Raw genomic sequence first — 17,462 nt, 5'->3', positions numbered from 1 at the left:
GCATTAAGAGGAGCTTTTATTCAATGACTCAAGTAGATGCAAAACGAAGAGGCCAGATTCAACAGGCACCTGAGAATTTTTTGACGCAAGATGCTATTGCAGACTTAAACAAAAATGGCATGGACGATACTCGTCGAGGCTTTATGCGTAATGGGTTTATGGCCGCCCTTGGCAGTGCCGTTGGCCTAAGTGCTTCTGTGAATGCACTTGCATCATCAGAGGGCGATCCAGCAATTCTTGAAAAACAAGTATGGCAGACGACCTTAGGCAAAAATGTAGCGACCATGCCATATGGCACTCCATCTATTTATGAAGCCAATCTCATTCGCCGTGAGTCACCAGGCTTGACACGTGTTTCGGCAGCATCCGTTGCATTCACACCATTGCAAGGGCTCTTTGGCATCATTACTCCAAACGGCCTGCATTTTGAAAGGCAGCATCAAGGCTGGTACAACATTGATCCTGAGATGCATCGCTTAATGGTGAATGGTCTAGTGAAACACAACCGCGTTTTCACCATGAATGATTTAATGCGCTTGCCCTCTGTATCGCGTATTCACTTTATTGAGTGTGGTGCGAATACTGGCTTGGAGTGGGGTAACGTCGCTGTTCCTACTGTGCAGTACACGCATGGCATGCTTTCTTGCTGCGAATTTACTGGCGTACCTTTATCCGTACTCTTAGAGGAATGCGGAGCAGATCTTAAAAAAGGGAAATATCTGTTGGCCGAAGGTGGTGATGGTTCAGGTATGACTCGCACCATTAATTTGGACGATGTGCTAAATGATGCCATCGTTGCTTGGGGCATGAATGGTGAAATGTTGCGCCCAGAAAATGGTTTCCCGCTTCGACTAGTCGTTCCTGGTGTGCAAGGCGTTAGTTGGGTTAAATGGTTGCGCCGTTTAGAGGTTGGCGATATGCCATATGCCACTAAAGATGAGGCAGTTCATTACAACGATCTAATGCCGGATGGCCTGGCTCGTCAATACACCTCCATTCAAGAGTGCAAATCAGTGATTACAACGCCATCAGGCGGTCAACAGTTGTTGGATAAAGGCTTTTACAACGTGAGTGGTTTAGCTTGGTCTGGTCGAGGAAAGGTAAAACGTGTGGACGTTTCGTTTGACGGCGGCAATAACTGGAGAATGGCTCGATTAGAGACCCCGGTTCTTACCAAAGCATTAACACGCTTCAATATTGATTGGGTGTGGGATGGATCACCCGCAATACTTCAGTCCAGAGCCATTGATGAAACGGGTTATGTTCAACCACCTATTAAGTTGTTAAGAGATGCACGCGGCACAAGATCGATTTATCACAATAATGCGATCCAGTCTTGGAAAATAGATTTAAATGGGGAAGTTAGCAATGTTCAAGTTGGTTAAGCTTGCTACTTCCGTAATTCTATTATCTACAACGCTATTAATCGTGGCTACTGCTGATGCTCAAAATGCTAATACTCGTTTTCCGGGAATTGGTAGGGACGCTACTCCTGCAGAAGTTGCAGCCTGGGATATTGATGTGCGACCGGACTTTAAAGGTCTACCGAAGGGCTCCGGCTCTACTGAGAAGGGTCAGCAGATTTGGGAGTCTAAATGCGCCGTTTGTCATGGCACCTTCGGCGAATCCAATGAAATCTTCACCCCAATTATTGGCGGTACAACCCAGGACGATATTAAAACAGGTAGGGTAGCTTCTCTTTCGGATAGAAAGCAACCACAAAGAACAACCATCATGAAGGTTGCCACCGTTTCTTCGCTGTGGGATTATATATACCGCGCAATGCCTTGGAATTCCCCAAGATCCCTTTCTGCCGATGACACTTTTGCTGTAGTGGCTTACCTATTGAGTATGGCCGAGGTTGTCCCTGATGATTTTGTGCTTTCGGATGCCAATATTGCTGAAGTACAAAAAAGGATGCCTAACCGAAATGGCATGACACTGAAGCATGGTTTATGGAATTCAAAAGGCAAGCCCGATGTTCAAGCCAGCGCTTGTATGCATAACTGCGTAGCATTTGTGCAAATTGGCTCAGTTTTGCCTGACTATGCCAGAAATGCTCATGGCAATATTGCAGAGCAAAATCGTGAATATGGCCCATTTAGAGGCTCAGACTCGACCAAGCCACCGCTAGAGAAGTTGCCTGGTTCAGGAGCTACCCCAGCTGTAGCACACTCTACTATTGCTAAGCCAAAGACTCCAGAAGACTTGTTTAAGGAAAATAACTGCTCGGCATGTCATGCCAAGGCAACAAAACTGGTGGGACCGTCTACCTCAGAAATAGCCAAAAAATACCAAGGCCAATCTGGAGCAGAGGACAAGCTGGTTGCGAAGGTAAAAGCGGGCGGTTCTGGGGTATGGGGACCTATTCCTATGCCATCGCACCCTGACGTTTCTAATGAGACACTTCACGCACTGGTTCACTGGGTTCTCACTAGTCAGTAATACAGGATAGACTCGAGTAAGATAATTTAATTCATTAATAAGTTTCAAAAAGGAGTTTTTATGAATCAGCAACGTAGAGCGTTAATAAAGTATTCAGCAGTATTTGGATTAATGGCTTCGGCTGGTTTGATCAGCGTCGCTCAGGCAGAGGAATGGAATAAAGCAGCATTTGAAGGCAAAAGCCTCGATGATGTTTTTAAATCATTAGGTGCATCAAGCCCTGATAAATCTTCGGCTGTAACGCTAAATGCTCCTGATATTGCTGAGAATGGTGCGGTAGTTCCGGTAGGAATTTCAACCACACTCAAGGCCGAACAAATGGCTATTCTGGTTGAAAAAAATCCAAGTACTCTTGCTGCACAATTTTTTCTCCCAGCGGGTACCGAACCTTTTGTGACTACCCGCATCAAGATGGGTCAAACATCGAATGTTTATGCTTTAGTCAAGGCTGATGGTAAATGGTCAATGGCCGTTAAGGAGATCAAAGTGACTCTTGGTGGTTGCGGCGGTTAATTGGGTCAAATCAAAATAACTGTTTAATAAAATATTAAGGAATAAAAATGTCAGATCCAATGCACGTAAGAGCTACCGAAAAAGATGGTATTGTCGATGTAAAAATTTTGATGAAGCATGATATGGAATCAGGGCAACGTAAAGACGCTTCTGGAAAAGTCATTCCAGCGTGGTTTATCAGCGCACTCAATGTGAAAGCCCAAGGCAAAGATGTATTCAATGCTCAGTTTGGCCCAGCAGTCTCAAAGGACCCATTTTTGAATTTCAAATATAAGGGTGCCAAAGGGGATAAGTTGGTCGTCAATTGGGTTGACACTAAAGGCGATAAGCGCACCGACGAAGCAACCGTTTCTTAATGATCAAAGAATAATAGGTATATCCATGGCTCCTGTATCCGCTTTATTAAAGAGATGTCTTATTTCAGCGCTGTTGATTGCGTTTGGTCAAAGCGTATTTGCGCAAACTGCCGCTGATGACATCGCCAAATACCGAGAAATGATTGCGGACGGCAATCCATCTGAGTTATATGAGATGTCTGGCGAGGATTTATGGAAAAAACCTGCCGGCCCGAAAAACGCTACTTTAGAAAAGTGCGACTTAGGTCTTGGCCCTGGAGTGGTCGATGGCGCAGCAGCAGTACTACCAAAGTACTTCAAGGATACCAACCGCGTACAGGATCTTGAATCGCGTTTGATGACGTGCATGGATGTGCTTCAAGGCATATCTTCACAGGGCATTATTGATGCTAAGTTTGGGGCTGGCCCTAAAAAGGATATGGATGCGATTGTTGCTTACATCGTTACCCATTCAAAAGGCAAGAAGATTAATGTTAGTGCTGCCCATCCAAAAGAAAAAGAAATGTATGACATGGGTAAGCGCGCCTTCTTCTTTGAGGGTGGTCCGTTTGACTTTTCATGTGCCTCCTGCCATGGGGCAACAGGTAAGCGTATTCGCTTGCAAGATTTACCCAACATAACAACTCAAGAAGGAGCTGCACTAGGTTGGGGGTACTGGCCTGCATATCGAGTTTCTAGTGGTCAATTTTGGACTATGCAACAAAGGTTGAATGACTGCTTTAGGCAGCAACGCTTCCCATTCCCAATTTATGGCTCTGACGTAACTATCGCCTTGTCGATGTATATGGCAAAGAACGCCAATGGTGGAATCATTCAAACTCCTGGATTGAAGCGCTAAGAATATGAAGACACTCATGATGACATCGACAAAACACCTTTTCTTGGCATTTCTTGGTTGTGGTGCATTGGCTATTTCCGCTAATGTTTCCGCGCAACAGAAAGCTGATCCTCAGTTCGAGAAGATGATGAAGAATAGTTTCCGAGCTGAAGGCATCGCCGGACTGGATCGTATCGATCAGGATGCAACGCAAAAGTTTTGTTCTGATCCAAAGTTTGCAACCAGCAAAGCTGGCGCTTCTAAAGCTACAGAGATACAGAAAATGAATATGGCCACCATCAAACAGCCTTCGGATGGTAAATACATAGGTGACTGGAAAAGCGGGGAGGCTATTGCTCAAAGCGGACGTGGGGCAACATGGACAGATACAGCCACAACCCCTGTCGGCGGCGGTTGCTATAACTGCCATGAGATCGACAAAAAAGAGATTTCATACGGCAATATTGGGCCAAGCTTGTGGAATTACGGCAAAAATAGGGGCTACTCTCAGGAAGTTTTGACTTATACCTGGAATCGAATCAATAACTCGAAGGCCTATAACGCCTGCAGCAATATGCCGAGGTTTGCGCACTTCAAACTTTTGAACGAAAAGCAGATACAAGATCTCATGGCGCTACTATTGGATCCGCAGTCTCCAGTTAATCAATAGGCTTTACATCATGTCAATTAATCGTAGAGAGTTTTTGCAGACTCTCGCTATCGCTTCGGCTGGTGGTTTGAGCCTCAATTCTGATTTTGCTTTTGCTCAGGAGTCGGCCAAGAAGTTTTACGAGTTGCCCAAGTTTGGCAATGTTCATTTACTGCACTTTACTGATTGTCATGCGCAGCTATTGCCGATTTACTTTCGCGAACCGAATGTTAATTTAGGAATTGGGATTCAGCAAGGTCGTACACCCCATTTAGTTGGCGAATATTTCCTAAAAGCAAATGGCATCCCTGCAGGAACAAGAGATGCACACGCATTTACGTACCTAAGCTTCACAGAGGCGGCAAAGACTTATGGAAAAGTAGGTGGGTTTGCTCATTTATCGACACTCGTTAAGCAGATGAAGGCTTCCCGCCCGGGATCATTGCTATTGGATGGTGGTGATACATGGCAGGGCTCAGGCACTGCCTTGTGGACCAATGGCCAGGATATGGCCGATGCTGCTTTAGCTCTTGGCGTCGATATCATGACGGCTCACTGGGAAATGACGCTCGGGGAAGAGCGCGTTATGGAGATTGTCAATAAGGATTTCAAAGGTAAGATTGAATTCTTAGCTCAGAATATTAAGACATCTGATTTTGGTGATCCCGTATTTCCATCTTATACGATTCGGAAGATGAATGGCATTCCTGTGGCGATTATTGGGCAAGCCTTCCCATACACCCCAATTGCAAACCCTGGTTACATGGTTCCGAACTGGACTTTTGGCATTCAGGAAGAGAACCTGCAAAAGACAATTGATGAGGCTAAAGGAAAGGGCGCAAAAGTCATTGTCCTCTTGTCCCACAACGGCATGGACGTGGATTTAAAGCTAGCTTCGCGAGTGAGTGGGTTGCACGCCATTTTGGGTGGCCATACCCATGATGGTGTTCCTGTCCCAGTCCAAGTTAAGAATCCTGGCGGCATGACCTTAGTTACCAATGCTGGCTCAAACGGCAAATACCTTGGCGTACTGGATTTTGATGTCAAAGGTGGTACGCCCGTCGATTTTAGATACAAACTCATGCCAATCTTCTCGAACTTGATTCCAGAAGATAAATCCATGTCAGCCTTGATTCAAAAAATTAGAAAGCCTTATGAATCGAAGTTACAGGAAAAGTTGGCAGTCACAGATAGCCTGCTTTATCGTCGCGGCAACTTCAATGGCAGCTTTGACCAAGTGATATTAGATGGCTTGATGGCTCAGAAGAATGCAGAAATTGCTTTTTCACCTGGATTTAGATGGGGAACTACCTTATTACCAGGCCAAACTATCACAATGGAAAATTTGTTGGATCAAACAGCAATTACATATCCGTACACTACCGTCAACATGATGACGGGGGAAACCATTAAGACCATCTTAGAAGATGTTGCTGATAATCTCTTCAATCCAGATCCGTATTACCAGCAAGGTGGTGATATGGTTCGGGTTGGCGGCCTACATTACACCATCGATCCAGCTGCTTCAATGGGGAGACGTATTTCTGAAATGCGCCTCAATGGGAATTTGATTGATGCCGATAAATCCTACAAGGTTGCAGGATGGGCCCCGGTGAGTGAGGCTGCTAAGAATCTTGGCGGAGAGCCAATCTGGGATGTTATTGCCCGGCATTTGCGTGACATTAAAACTGTCAAGGCCGTCAAACTTAATGAACCAACAATCAAAGGCGTTTCAGGAAATCCTGGTATCGCTCCCATCTAGACCTCAATCAATATGAAAGTCCAAATGTCTAAGTTAGCTAAATTATTCATCAACACTATGTTGGTGGGTTGCACTTTTTTGGGATTTGCACTCAATGTCCATGCACAACAAGCGGCAAGCCCAACAAAAGTGGTTTATCACATTGATGATGCAGAATCACAGGGCTTAAAGGGCTTACGAAATATCCGAAACCATTTAGATGTATCACCAACAACTCAGATTATTGTCGTCACACACGCCAATGGCATTGATATGCTGATTGAAGGCGCGAAAGACAAGAAAAATAATGTGGAATATGCACCATTGATTGGCGCCCTGAAATCACGTGGCGTTCGCTTTGAGGTCTGTGAGATCACTCTTAAAAATAGAGGCATTAAGAAGGATGTCTTCATTCTTGACGCCGACTTTACACCCTCTGGTGTCGTGCGAATTGCTGATCTCCAAGTAAAAGATCACTACGCCTATATCAAGCCTTAGGTCGACTTAAGTCATCCATTATCTAGCCTTGGATCAATGAAGTATTTTATTGCTTCGATATTGAGCCTCATTCTGTCGAGCCTTTGCTTTGCCGAACCCGTTGATCTTGTTAATCTAAAGCCAGTTCAGGTTGCACAAAATACCTATTTTGTTCAAGGTTTCCCAGAAATGGGCTCGAGTAAGAACCAGAACTTTATTTCTAATGCAGGGTTTGTAGAAACGCCTACAGGTGTCGTGGTAGTTGATGCTTTGGGATCGCCAGCTCTTGCGCAAAAGTTGCTCAATGAGATTGCAAAAATCACAAAACAAAAAGTGGTAGCAGTCATTGTTACCCATTACCATGCAGACCATATATATGGCCTTCAAGTCTTCAAAAAAGCAGGTGCAAAAATATATGCACAAGAGCTCAGCAAGGACTACTTAAATTCTGATCCAGCACGCCAAAGACTGGAATCCTCCAGGATAGATTTTGCTCCATGGGTCAATTCAAGTACTCACTTAGTGACTCCTGATCTGTGGATCAAGTCTGAAAAATCATTAACGGTTGGCGGAGTAGATTTTTTGATTTCAAAAGTTGGTCCTGCGCATACGTCTGAAGATTTAATGGTCTATGTGCCTAGTGAGAGCGTCCTGTTTGTCGGGGACCTTGTTTTTAGAGGTCGAATTCCATTTGTTGGTAACGCTGATAGCAAAGGGTGGTTGGCGTCGCTCGACCGTATTGAGGGCTTAAAACCCAAAATTGTGATTCCTGGGCATGGTGCATATTCTCCAGACCCTGTCCATGATGTCGCATTTACCCGCGAATACCTGCGATATCTACGTAGCTCCATGGGCGAAGCTGCAAGAAATATGGATTCATTTGATGTGGTCTATACCAAAACAGACTGGTCTGAGTACGAGGGGATGCCTTTATTTCGGTCTGCCAATAGGATGAATGCTTATAACGTCTACCTATCCATTCAAGGCGAATAGCTGTTTTGTCATATAGGCTCTAAAATAGCACTTTAGACACTAAATCTCTGATTTGCATGCAGTTTCCAGTTAAATCCTTATCACTTGCAGTGATGGCAGCATTTTTGCCGAGCTTATCCGCGTTTGCGAATGAGCCGCTTGCCAATGGCAAGCTAATAGATCAAGAGAAATGCTATGCCTGCCATGCAAAGAAAACGGGGTTTGGAAACGGTGACATGATCTACACCAGATCTGACGGTAAAGTCACAACGCTCGCAAAATTAAACTCGATGATTTCAGTTTGCAATAGTGAATTGCGATTAGATCTTTTTCCAGAGGATGAGAGTGATGTCTCAAAATACCTCAGTCAACAATTTTATAAATTTAAACCTTAAGCAGAATTTTTAAATCATGGATGTTGTCGATATTGCTTTACTAACTAAATCAGCTTTGCTTGCAAGCTTCATTGCGACGTTTATTCTTGGTGCGACCATGCAAAAAACGGGCTTTTGCAGCATGGGTGCCGTCTCAGATATTTTCATCATGAATAGTTGGGATCGTCTTAAGCAGTGGTTCCTTGCTATTGGGGTAGCCATCATTGGTTTTGCTGTGATGTCCTATATTGGCCTCATTGATCCGCTTACGAGTTTTTATACCGGCAATAAGTTTCTTTGGCTCTCAACCATTATTGGCAGCATCTTATTTGGCTTTGGTATGGTTTTAGCTTCTGGATGCGGAAGTAAAACTCTGATTCGCATTGGCGGCGGCAATCTTAAGTCAGTCATTGTTTTTCTGGCGCTTGGTCTAAGCGCTTATATGACGATCCGTGGCTTCCTGGGTGTTATACGTATCAATACATTAGATTCTGTTTTTATCAATCTTAATACCCCTCAGGACCTACCAAGCTTGCTGAGCTCTGCAACTGGCATGATGCGATCTTCTTTGCATCTTGTTCTCGGCCTAGTGATTGGTTCTGCATTTATTATTTTTGCACTGGCTAAGAAGGCGTTTTGGACTGCTGAGAATCTTTTTGCTGGCATTACCGTCGGCCTCATCATCTGCTCTATTTGGGCTATCTCAGGACACTTTGCCTTTGTTGCGGAAGATCCGAATACCTTAGAAGAGGTTTTCTTAGCTACGAATTCAGGAAAAATGGAAAGCCTTTCATTCGTAGCTCCGTATGCCTATTTCTTAGATTGGCTCATGATGTATAGCGACACATCTAAGGTTCTCACTATTGGCGTTGTTGCTGTGATGGGGATGATCTCAGGTTCATTTGTTGTTGCACTTCTCACGAAATCATTTCGTTGGGAAACTTTTAGAGACTCTGAAGACACTGCTAATCACCTTATTGGCGGTGCACTGATGGGTTTTGGTGGCGTTACAGCCTTGGGCTGTACAGTAGGGCAGGGATTAAGCGGTATATCCACATTAGCACTGAGTTCGTTTATCGCTCTACCGGGATTCATTTTTGGGGCATATTTGGCGTTACGCTATTTGCAGTATCGACTTGCTCCGAACCCCTGCAGTTAATCGATTTCATAGATAGGACATTAAATGCAGATCAACTGGTTGGAATTTACTCCAGGACCCGCGCTTTTGGGTGGAGTATTGTTGGGCCTTGCAGCTGCGTTATATGTAAATCTACATGGACGCATTTTAGGAATCAGCGGGATTATTTCTGGCTTACTACACTTCAAGGCAGGTGATGTAATTTGGCGCTTTGCCATCATATTGGGCTTATTAACTGCGCCGCTTTGGGCGGCATGGTTGCTTGATATTCACCCGATACAAGTAATAGATGCTGATTGGGTGTCAGTGATCATTGCTGGTTTGTTAGTTGGTTTTGGATCTGCTTATGGATCAGGCTGTACCAGTGGTCATGGTATCTGCGGCTTATCGCGCTTATCACCGCGATCTTTAGTTGCAACAATCTCATTTATGTTGGCGGGCTTTGTTACGGCCTTTGTGCTTCGTCATTTGATTGGAGTTTGAAATGAAAAAACACTTTAGCCTCATTAGTCAATATTTAATTGGTGTCCTCTTTGGATTCGGTTTATTGATTTCTGGCATGACTAACCCACAGAAAATCTTAAATTTCTTGGATCTTGCTGGGCTATGGGACCCATCGCTAGTATTCGTAATGGGTGGAGCAGTGCTAGTTGGATTGGCTGGCTTCTACTTAGTAACTAAACGCAGCCAAGCTTTTTTTGGCGGCGCCCTTCATGTGCCTACTAGGCGAGATATTTCACAACCCTTGGTAATTGGTAGCATTATTTTTGGTGTTGGCTGGGGTATTGCTGGTTTCTGCCCAGGACCTGCAATTGTTTCTATTGGCTCAGGGCAAGTCAAGGCTGTTGTCTTTGTGATTGCCATGCTTGCCGGCATGTGGATCTGTGAGCATTTTTTTACCGCTCATAAACAATCCGCCTGATTTAGAATTGTAACTATTTCGTGTTTATATTTAATTAATTATTTGAGGTTGAAATGAGTCTTCCTATTGCCTGCCATAACGACCAATTCGGCACTCTTGGCCAAATTGACCCTAGTCACCTTGCAGAGATTGCAGCGGAGGGTTATAAAAGTGTGATTAACAACCGTCCTGATAACGAAGGCGGCCCTGATCAACCAAAGAATGCTGATATTGAAGTTGAAGCTAAAAGACTTGGTCTTCACTATGTATATCTGCCAGTTGTTAGCGGAGCATTCACTCCTGAACAAGTTGTTGAGATGGCCCGTCTCATAAAAACTATGCCAAGCCCTATCTTAGCGTTCTGCCGTTCTGGTGCGAGGTCTACCAACCTTTACCAGTTAGCATTGCAGGTGCGCTAAGCAGTCCATGCGAATCGAGATACCCAAGGAAAAGCGGCTTGTTCATGAAATGCGCATGCCCATTCGTTGGGGTGATATGGACGCCTTTCGTCATGTTAACAATACTGTTTACTTTCGCTATATGGAGCAGGCTAGGGTAGAGTGGATTGAATCGCTGGGCATACAAGTAGCTCCAGGTACTGGATCTATGTTGATGATCAATGGCTTTTGTAATTTCTACCAGCAACTAAGCTATCCGGGTGAATTGATTCTGAAAACATACATTGGCAATATTGGCAAATCTAGCATTGATCTCTTCACCTCGATAACACTATCCAGTAAACCAGATTTCATTAGCGCTGAAGGTGGTGCAACGATGGTTTGGGTTGATCTAAAATCGAATAAATCAGCGCCTTGGCCGCAATATCTTCTGCAGATGATGGCTTAGGAGTATTGCTTGCAGCCAACCAATCCTCACATTCTTTCGATTGATGACTTCAGATCGGGGCGCAACAATTTCGATGTCATTATCGATGTACGTTCCCCGGCAGAATTTGCTCTAGACCATATTCCCGGCTCAATTAACTGTCCAGTGCTAAACAATGAGGAGCGCGCGCAAATTGGCACACTCTATAAACAGGTTTCACCATTTGCCGCTAAGAAGCTTGGGGCTGCTTTAGTTTCTCGTAATATCGCCAATCATCTTGAGACTTCATTTATTGACTTCCCAAGAGAGTGGCGCCCGTTAATCTATTGCTGGCGTGGTGGAGAGCGAAGTGGTGCTTTCACACACATTCTCAATCGAATTGGCTGGAAGGCAATGCAGCTTGAAGGCGGCTACCAAGGATTTCGTCGTACGGTGATAGATGACTTAGAGCAAGCTGCCAAGGACTATTCTTTCAATGTTATTTGCGGCATGACTGGCAGCGGTAAGACACGCGTCCTTCACGAAATTCAAAAGCTTGGTGCTCAAGTGCTTGATCTTGAGGGTCTAGCAATTCATCGTGGCTCTGTCTTAGGTAACGAGCCCAATATTGAACAGCCTACGCAGAAAGGTTTTGAGACAGCACTCTGGAATGCCTTTCAATCACTAGATAAGAATCAGATTGTTTTTGTCGAGTCTGAAAGTAAAAAAGTAGGGGGCGTACATATCCCTGATCCTCTAATGGAAACGATTCGCAATGGGCTATGCATTGAGTTACGCTCTAGTACCCAAACCCGAGTTTCTTGGCTGATTCGTGAGTATCGTCACTTTCTATCGGATGTGGAAAGCTTTAAGCATAAGCTGGGGTTGCTCACTTCTCGTTATGGCAAAGTACAAATAGCCAAGTGGGAAGAAGAAATCGATGCAAGGAATTTTGAGTCCCTCGTAGAGGAGTTATTGGTGATGCACTACGACCCTTCTTATCAATCATCGATTGAGAGAAATTTTCCTAAATACAACGCGGAAAAATTTGTGCAGTTAGATGATGATAGCGATGAGGCCTTTGCCAAGTCGGCAAAGGCCATCATGGCAACGGTAAAGTCTTAACTAAAGGCCTGAATACCAGTTTGCGCGCGCCCTAGAATGAGTGCGTGGATATCATGTGTACCTTCATAGGTGTTAACAACCTCCAGGTTGAGCATGTGCCGTACAACACCATACTCATCAGAGATACCGTTTCCGCCGTGCATATCGCGCGCCATGCGCGCAATATCAAGTGATTTTCCACAAGAGTTACGTTTCATGATCGAGGTAATCTCTGGAGATGCAATTCCCTCGTCTTTCATGCGACCCAATCTGAGGCACCCTTGCAGACCTAGCGCTATTTCAGTTTGCATATCAGCCAACTTCTTTTGTATTAGCTGATTAGCAGCAAGAGGGCGGCCAAATTGTTTGCGATCCATCGTGTACTGCCGAGCGGCATACCAACACCACTCAGCGGCACCCAAGGCGCCCCATGCAATGCCGTAGCGTGCAGAATTCAAGCAAGTAAAGGGGCCCTTAAGGCCCGTTACCTCAGGGAACTCATTTTCATCTGGAACAAAAACCTCATCCATCACAACTTCTCCGGTAATGGATGCGCGTAGCCCCATCTTGCCGGTGATTTTTGGGGCACTTAATCCCTTCATTCCTTTTTCAAGGATGTAGCCACGAATAATGCCTTCGTCGTTCTTGGCCCAGATTACAAAGACATCAGCAATCGGTGCATTGGAAATCCACATTTTTGAACCGGTTAATGAAAATCCGCCAGGCACTTTCTTTGCACGCGTAATCATGCCTCCGGCATCAGAGCCAAAATTTGGCTCGGTTAATCCAAAGCAACCAATCCACTCGCCACTAGCAAGTTTAGGCAGATATTTTTGCTTTTGCTCTTCACTGCCAAATTCATAGATAGGAACCATGACCAAAGAGGATTGAACGCTCATCATGGAGCGATAACCAGAATCGACCCTTTCAACTTCACGAGCAATTAGGCCGTATGAAACATAGTTTAGGTTTGCGCCACCATATTGTTCGGGAATGGTTATCCCAAGTAGGCCCAATTCGCCCATTTCGCGAAAAATAGTAGGGTCGGTGGTTTCGTTGCGGTAAGCATCATGAATTCTGGGCATTAATTTCCGCTGGGCGTATTCTGCAGCAGCTTCGCGGATCATGCGTTCCTCTTCACTCAACTGGGTATCAAGGAGGAGGGGGTCTTCCCAATGGAAACTCGGTTTACTCATGATTGCGTGTCCTATTAAATTTTTTCTACTAAGCCCTGTGGATATTCAGAAATCCCTATATTCTTGCTTCTATTATCCATTTTTTTAGTATTCAATAAATTGAGTCTAAAGTTCATTACCCATGACTATCACTAAAAGCCATCATCGCTACTATGACTTGATTCTGGCTGCTTTCGTGGTGGTTTTATTGTGCTCCAACTTTATTGGTGCCGGTAAGGCTGCAGTGATTGAGTTGCCTTACTTTGGACCCGTGATTTTTGGCGCTGGAATACTTTTTTTCCCAATTTCTTACTTTTTTGGAGATATTCTTACCGAGGTTTATGGCTATGCCTATGATCGCAGAGCTGTTTGGGCTGGATTTTCAGCGTTAGCCTTTGCTGCCATCATGGCACAAATTGTGATTTCGCTTCCAGTGGCTCCGGGTGAGTATATGGCCCAATACCAGCAAGGCATGGTCTCGGTATTCGGTAATTCCTGGCGTATTGCTTTAGCCTCTATGTTGGCTTTTTGGTGCGGTAGTTTTGTTAATGGCTATGTACTGGCTAAACTCAAGATTTGGACCCAGGGACGCTTTTTATGGGTCAGAACAATTGGTTCGACAGCTTTTGGCGAGTTGGTGGATTCATCTCTGTTTTATGTCTTGGCGTTTTATGGGATTTGGCCCTTGCAAGAGCTTATTCAGGTTGCCTTGGTTCAGTATGTCCTAAAGACCTCTTGGGAGGTTTTAGCTACACCTTTGACATATTGGGTCGTTAACACTCTGAAGCGCAAGGAGAGTCTTGACCACTACGATACCAACACCAACTTCACCCCATTTAGGGTCAAAGTCTGATATTGGCTTTAAAGCCGTTAAACCGTTAAAATCTTGGTCTTTGGCCCTTTTGCTAGGGCACTCCTTTGAATTGAACTTCAGAAAGCTAGAAAACACTCGTGCTGTCAGCATCTAATATCACTATGCAGTTTGGGGCAAAACCCCTCTTTGAGAACATCTCCGTTAAATTTGGTGGTGGCAATCGCTATGGCCTTATTGGTGCCAATGGTTGCGGTAAATCTACTTTTATGAAAATCTTAGGTGGCGAGTTGGAGCCCACCAGCGGAAACATTAGTCTGGATCCAGGTATTCGCCTTGGTAAATTGCGTCAAGACCAATTTGCCTACGAAGATGTCCGCGTTTTGGATGTAGTGATGATGGGCCATGAAGAGATGTGGAAGGCTGCTGCAGAGCGCGACGCAATCTATGCCAATCCCGATGCTACTGATGAAGACTATATGCGTGCAGCCGAGCTCGAGGGCAGTTATGCCGAGTATGGCGGCTATACGGCCGAAGCCAAAGCGGGGGAGCTGCTTTTAGGTATTGGTATTCCAATTGACCAACACACTGGTTTGATGAGTAACGTTGCCCCAGGTTGGAAGTTGCGTGTATTGCTTGCCCAAGCTCTTTTTTCAGATCCTGATGTGCTTTTGCTCGATGAGCCAACCAATAACTTGGATATTCATTCGATTCATTGGCTTGAAGACATCCTAAATGAAATCAAAAGTACGATTGTTATTATTTCCCACGATCGCCATTTCTTGAATGAAGTTTGTACACATATGGCTGATATGGACTTTGGAACACTCAAAGTGTACCCAGGTAACTATGACTCCTACATGCTTGCATCCGTTCAAGCACGCGCTCAACAGTTAAGTTCTAACGATAAGGCAAAGGAAAAGATTGCTGAATTACAGGCCTTCGTAAGCCGTTTCTCTGCAAACGCATCTAAAGCCCGTCAGGCCACATCTCGCCAAAAGCAATTAGAGAAAATTGAAATTACAGAAATCAAACCGTCCTCACGTCAAAACCCATTTATCCGTTTTGATACAGAAAAGAAACTGCACAATATGGCGGTTGAGTGCAATGCACTTACTAAGTCTTACGACCGGGTTATTTTCAAGAACTTTAAGTTGGGTGTGCGAGCCGGCGAGAAGATCGCCATCATTGGTCAAAACGGCGCTGGCAAGACCACACTTTTAAAGACTATTTTGAGTAAGCGTTTTGATGGTATTGCTGCTGATAGCGGTGATGTTAAATGGGCCGAGAATGCTAAAGTTGGTGTGATGCCTCAGGACAACACCGACATGTTTGCAAAAGATGAATTACTCATGGATTGGATGAATGAGTGGCGCAATAATGGTGACGACGATCAGGTAATTCGCGGGACTTTAGGGCGCTTGCTCTTCTCTGGCGATGACATTGGTAAGTCTGTAAAAGTACTTTCAGGTGGCGAAAAGGGGCGCATGATTTGGGGTAAATTAATGCTCCAAAAATACAATGTCCTGGCAATGGATGAACCAACAAACCATATGGACATGGAATCTATTGAGAGCTTACAAATTGCACTTGAAAAATATGATGGCACGCTCATTTTTGTTTCTCATGACCGTGAATTCGTATCCTCATTGGCCAACCGTATCTTGGAAGTGAAGATGGATGGGACTATCAATGATTACTCAGGAACGTACGAAGAGTATTTGCGAAGCCAAGCAATTACTGGCTAACTAAGTAATTTTAGTATCTTTCGCTTGCCTTTGGAAGCGCATTGCTGTGCCATCTGCACGGATGCGTTTCCAGACTGAGTCTTTTTCTTCTTGGCTAAAAAATACCCAATTACTGACTTCGTTTAGGGTGCGACCGCAACCTTGGCAAATTTCATCGTATAGCGTCGTACAGACGCCAATACAAGGTGAGTCTGAGTGCTCATCACCGGTAGAGAGAGAGTTAGCCCCGTCCTGTTTTGTTGAATCGTTAGATTGTGTCATAACGTTAATGTAGACGATTTCAGCGGACTGTGCTCCGAGAGTTCATCAACATAAGCTGCAATCCCTGCATGTTCACGCCGTAAAAATAGCTTGATTGCCTCCGAAAATTGTGGATTTGCAATCCAATGCGCGGAATGGATAGTGGTTGGCATAAACCCTCTTGCCATTTTGTGCTCACCTTGAGCACCACCTTCAAAGACTTGAATATTCTCACGAATGCAATATTCAATCGCTTGATAGTAGGCAGTTTCAAAATGCAAACAATCAACGTATTTAATCGACCCCCAATATCTCCCATACGCCTTAGCGTTGGTCTTGTCGACAATGAGTAGTGAGCATGCGATTCTTTCACCATCTTTACTTGCTACGATTAAGTGCAAATTATTAGGCATCGTATCCGCTAGTGAAATAAAGAATGACTTTGTAAGGTAGGGCGAGGAATGATGCTCAACATAGGTATTTTCGTAACAGCGATAGAAAAATTCCCAGTCGGTTTTGCTTGTATCTGATCCCGGTATGTGTGTAAAGTTAATGCTTTCTGCTGCTACTATTGCGCGCTCACGACGAATATTCTTTCGGCGTTTCATCGTTAAAACTGCTAAAAATTGATCAAAATCTTTATATTGGTGGTTCTCCCAATGAAATTGGACGGAATCGCGCAGCATGAATCCCTGCTCGAGCATGCCCTTTATTTCAGAACTGTCTGGGAAAAGAATATGCGCCGAAGAGAGCTCATTTTGAATAACCAAGCTCTTCAAGCTAGACAGAAGGGTTGCGCGTATGCCCTCTGAATCTTCGTTGCTGGCACAAAGTAGTCTAGGTCCTTGAACCGGGGTAAACGGTATTGCGCAGAGCGCTTTGGGATAGTACAAAATGCCGTGCTGTTCATAGGCTTGTGCCCATGACCAATCAAACACAAACTCTCCATAGGAATGTTGCTTGAGATAGAGCGGCATTGCGGCAATGAGTGGCGAACGATCAGTTTTTCTTAGAACCAGATGAGCAGGCTGCCAGCCAGTCCCTTCACCAACGCAACCACAATACTCTAGGGCACTTAGAAATTCGTAACTTAGAAAAGGGTTCGCATCAGCCGGAACAATGTCATTCCACTCCCTTGCGGTTATATTGGCAAGACCTTCAATGATCTCAAGTTGATATTGCTCCTGGCTCAATGCT

At 44.6% G+C, this 17,462-nt stretch carries 21 protein-coding genes; 18 read left to right on the top strand and 3 right to left on the bottom strand.

The genetic code is table 11. The annotated features are described in order from the left end of the window. Positions 1–23: 23 nt before the first annotated feature. Genes soxC through mnmH form a run of 16 tightly spaced genes read left to right on the top strand, consistent with a single transcriptional unit; the run spans position 24 to position 12,312 of the window. A complete protein-coding gene (gene soxC / locus ICN46_RS06810) occupies positions 24–1,385 on the top strand; it encodes a sulfite dehydrogenase (protein ID WP_216206361.1) in 1,362 nt (453 codons plus the stop codon). Continuing rightward, positions 1,369–2,445: a c-type cytochrome gene (locus ICN46_RS06805; protein WP_216206358.1), complete on the top strand. Its 1,077-nt coding sequence runs from the start codon at positions 1,369–1,371 to the stop codon at positions 2,443–2,445. Before soxC ends, ICN46_RS06805 begins: the two co-directional genes overlap by 17 nt. A 60-nt stretch (positions 2,446–2,505) precedes the next feature. Next, positions 2,506–2,958: a thiosulfate oxidation carrier protein SoxY gene (gene soxY, locus ICN46_RS06800; RefSeq protein WP_216166301.1), complete on the top strand. Its 453-nt coding sequence runs from the start codon at positions 2,506–2,508 to the stop codon at positions 2,956–2,958. 47 nt (positions 2,959–3,005) lie between these two features. Beyond that, a complete protein-coding gene (soxZ, locus tag ICN46_RS06795; protein WP_216206354.1) occupies positions 3,006–3,314 on the top strand; it encodes a thiosulfate oxidation carrier complex protein SoxZ in 309 nt (102 codons plus the stop codon). A 25-nt stretch (positions 3,315–3,339) separates the two neighbouring features. Next, positions 3,340–4,152: a sulfur oxidation c-type cytochrome SoxA gene (gene soxA, locus ICN46_RS06790; RefSeq protein ID WP_216206352.1), complete on the top strand. Its 813-nt coding sequence runs from the start codon at positions 3,340–3,342 to the stop codon at positions 4,150–4,152. A 4-nt stretch (positions 4,153–4,156) separates the two neighbouring features. Continuing rightward, positions 4,157–4,801, top strand: coding sequence for a sulfur oxidation c-type cytochrome SoxX (gene soxX, locus ICN46_RS06785; protein ID WP_255538779.1), 645 nt, complete (start codon positions 4,157–4,159; stop codon positions 4,799–4,801). A gap of 10 nt (positions 4,802–4,811) precedes the next feature. Beyond that, a complete protein-coding gene (soxB, locus tag ICN46_RS06780; RefSeq protein ID WP_216860315.1) occupies positions 4,812–6,542 on the top strand; it encodes a thiosulfohydrolase SoxB in 1,731 nt (576 codons plus the stop codon). A gap of 12 nt (positions 6,543–6,554) precedes the next feature. Beyond that, positions 6,555–7,019 carry a DsrE family protein gene (locus ICN46_RS06775; protein ID WP_255538778.1) on the top strand — a complete coding sequence of 155 codons (465 nt, stop codon included), beginning with the start codon at positions 6,555–6,557 and terminating at the stop codon, positions 7,017–7,019. Positions 7,020–7,055: 36 nt separating this feature from the next. After that, positions 7,056–7,991: an MBL fold metallo-hydrolase gene (locus tag ICN46_RS06770; RefSeq protein ID WP_216206349.1), complete on the top strand. Its 936-nt coding sequence runs from the start codon at positions 7,056–7,058 to the stop codon at positions 7,989–7,991. Positions 7,992–8,047: 56 nt separating this feature from the next. Continuing rightward, positions 8,048–8,365 (top strand): hypothetical protein, encoded by a 318-nt coding sequence (locus ICN46_RS06765; RefSeq protein WP_255538777.1) that lies wholly within the window; start codon positions 8,048–8,050, stop codon positions 8,363–8,365. A 16-nt stretch (positions 8,366–8,381) separates the two neighbouring features. Beyond that, complete coding sequence (locus ICN46_RS06760) at positions 8,382–9,503, top strand: YeeE/YedE family protein (protein WP_216206348.1); 1,122 nt, start codon at positions 8,382–8,384, stop codon at positions 9,501–9,503. 24 nt (positions 9,504–9,527) lie between these two features. Beyond that, positions 9,528–9,965: a YeeE/YedE family protein gene (locus ICN46_RS06755; RefSeq protein WP_216206345.1), complete on the top strand. Its 438-nt coding sequence runs from the start codon at positions 9,528–9,530 to the stop codon at positions 9,963–9,965. 1 nt (position 9,966) lies between these two features. Next, on the top strand, positions 9,967–10,404 hold the full coding sequence (locus ICN46_RS06750) for a YeeE/YedE family protein (RefSeq protein ID WP_216206341.1): 438 nt from the start codon (positions 9,967–9,969) through the stop codon (positions 10,402–10,404). Between the two features lie 53 nt (positions 10,405–10,457). After that, a complete protein-coding gene (locus tag ICN46_RS06745; protein ID WP_216206334.1) occupies positions 10,458–10,802 on the top strand; it encodes a protein tyrosine phosphatase family protein in 345 nt (114 codons plus the stop codon). A gap of 7 nt (positions 10,803–10,809) precedes the next feature. Next, positions 10,810–11,229 carry an acyl-CoA thioesterase gene (locus tag ICN46_RS06740; RefSeq protein WP_216206333.1) on the top strand — a complete coding sequence of 140 codons (420 nt, stop codon included), beginning with the start codon at positions 10,810–10,812 and terminating at the stop codon, positions 11,227–11,229. Positions 11,230–11,238: 9 nt separating this feature from the next. Further along, on the top strand, positions 11,239–12,312 hold the full coding sequence (gene mnmH / locus ICN46_RS06735; protein ID WP_216206330.1) for a tRNA 2-selenouridine(34) synthase MnmH: 1,074 nt from the start codon (positions 11,239–11,241) through the stop codon (positions 12,310–12,312). Here mnmH and ICN46_RS06730 read toward each other — a convergent pair. Next, positions 12,309–13,487 carry an acyl-CoA dehydrogenase gene (locus tag ICN46_RS06730; RefSeq protein ID WP_216206327.1) on the bottom strand — a complete coding sequence of 393 codons (1,179 nt, stop codon included), beginning with the start codon at positions 13,485–13,487 and terminating at the stop codon, positions 12,309–12,311. The genes mnmH and ICN46_RS06730 overlap by 4 nt on opposite strands. 121 nt (positions 13,488–13,608) lie before the next feature. On the opposite strand from ICN46_RS06730, the gene ICN46_RS06725 reads away from it, so the two are divergent. Together ICN46_RS06725 and ICN46_RS06720 are read left to right on the top strand one after the other, a co-directional pair. Next, complete coding sequence (locus tag ICN46_RS06725; protein WP_216206324.1) at positions 13,609–14,319, top strand: queuosine precursor transporter; 711 nt, start codon at positions 13,609–13,611, stop codon at positions 14,317–14,319. A 98-nt stretch (positions 14,320–14,417) separates the two neighbouring features. Then, entirely contained in the window at positions 14,418–16,025 is a 1,608-nt protein-coding gene (locus ICN46_RS06720; protein ID WP_216206321.1) for an ABC-F family ATPase, read from the top strand. Here the strand turns inward: ICN46_RS06720 and ICN46_RS06715 are convergent, their stop codons facing one another. Next, positions 16,026–16,286 (bottom strand): DUF1289 domain-containing protein, encoded by a 261-nt coding sequence (locus tag ICN46_RS06715; protein ID WP_216206318.1) that lies wholly within the window; start codon positions 16,284–16,286, stop codon positions 16,026–16,028. It lies immediately after the preceding gene. Beyond that, positions 16,283–17,458 carry a GNAT family N-acetyltransferase gene (locus ICN46_RS06710; RefSeq protein ID WP_216206316.1) on the bottom strand — a complete coding sequence of 392 codons (1,176 nt, stop codon included), beginning with the start codon at positions 17,456–17,458 and terminating at the stop codon, positions 16,283–16,285. The genes ICN46_RS06715 and ICN46_RS06710 overlap by 4 nt, the downstream gene beginning before the upstream one ends. Between the last annotated feature and the right edge of the window lie 4 nt (positions 17,459–17,462).

This window comes from Polynucleobacter sp. Latsch14-2 (genome assembly GCF_018881925.1).
Taxonomy (GTDB): Bacteria; Pseudomonadota; Gammaproteobacteria; order Burkholderiales; family Burkholderiaceae; genus Polynucleobacter.
This window is presented reverse-complemented; position numbering and strand designations above follow the sequence as displayed.

Bases quoted from the DNA above. Each gene is read 5' to 3' on its own strand.
- soxC (WP_216206361.1), top strand. From the start codon at position 24: ATGACTCAAGTAGATGCAAAACGAAGAGGCCAGATTCAACAGGCACCT.
- ICN46_RS06805 (WP_216206358.1), top strand. From the start codon at position 1,369: ATGTTCAAGTTGGTTAAGCTTGCTACTTCCGTAATTCTATTATCTACA.
- soxY (WP_216166301.1), top strand. From the start codon at position 2,506: ATGAATCAGCAACGTAGAGCGTTAATAAAGTATTCAGCAGTATTTGGA.
- soxZ (WP_216206354.1), top strand. From the start codon at position 3,006: ATGTCAGATCCAATGCACGTAAGAGCTACCGAAAAAGATGGTATTGTC.
- soxA (WP_216206352.1), top strand. From the start codon at position 3,340: ATGGCTCCTGTATCCGCTTTATTAAAGAGATGTCTTATTTCAGCGCTG.
- soxX (WP_255538779.1), top strand. From the start codon at position 4,157: ATGAAGACACTCATGATGACATCGACAAAACACCTTTTCTTGGCATTT.
- soxB (WP_216860315.1), top strand. From the start codon at position 4,812: ATGTCAATTAATCGTAGAGAGTTTTTGCAGACTCTCGCTATCGCTTCG.
- ICN46_RS06775 (WP_255538778.1), top strand. From the start codon at position 6,555: ATGAAAGTCCAAATGTCTAAGTTAGCTAAATTATTCATCAACACTATG.
- ICN46_RS06770 (WP_216206349.1), top strand. From the start codon at position 7,056: ATGAAGTATTTTATTGCTTCGATATTGAGCCTCATTCTGTCGAGCCTT.
- ICN46_RS06765 (WP_255538777.1), top strand. From the start codon at position 8,048: ATGCAGTTTCCAGTTAAATCCTTATCACTTGCAGTGATGGCAGCATTT.
- ICN46_RS06760 (WP_216206348.1), top strand. From the start codon at position 8,382: ATGGATGTTGTCGATATTGCTTTACTAACTAAATCAGCTTTGCTTGCA.
- ICN46_RS06755 (WP_216206345.1), top strand. From the start codon at position 9,528: ATGCAGATCAACTGGTTGGAATTTACTCCAGGACCCGCGCTTTTGGGT.
- ICN46_RS06750 (WP_216206341.1), top strand. From the start codon at position 9,967: ATGAAAAAACACTTTAGCCTCATTAGTCAATATTTAATTGGTGTCCTC.
- ICN46_RS06745 (WP_216206334.1), top strand. From the start codon at position 10,458: ATGAGTCTTCCTATTGCCTGCCATAACGACCAATTCGGCACTCTTGGC.
- ICN46_RS06740 (WP_216206333.1), top strand. From the start codon at position 10,810: ATGCGAATCGAGATACCCAAGGAAAAGCGGCTTGTTCATGAAATGCGC.
- ICN46_RS06730 (WP_216206327.1), bottom strand. From the start codon at position 13,487: ATGAGTAAACCGAGTTTCCATTGGGAAGACCCCCTCCTCCTTGATACC.
- ICN46_RS06725 (WP_216206324.1), top strand. From the start codon at position 13,609: ATGACTATCACTAAAAGCCATCATCGCTACTATGACTTGATTCTGGCT.
- ICN46_RS06715 (WP_216206318.1), bottom strand. From the start codon at position 16,286: ATGACACAATCTAACGATTCAACAAAACAGGACGGGGCTAACTCTCTC.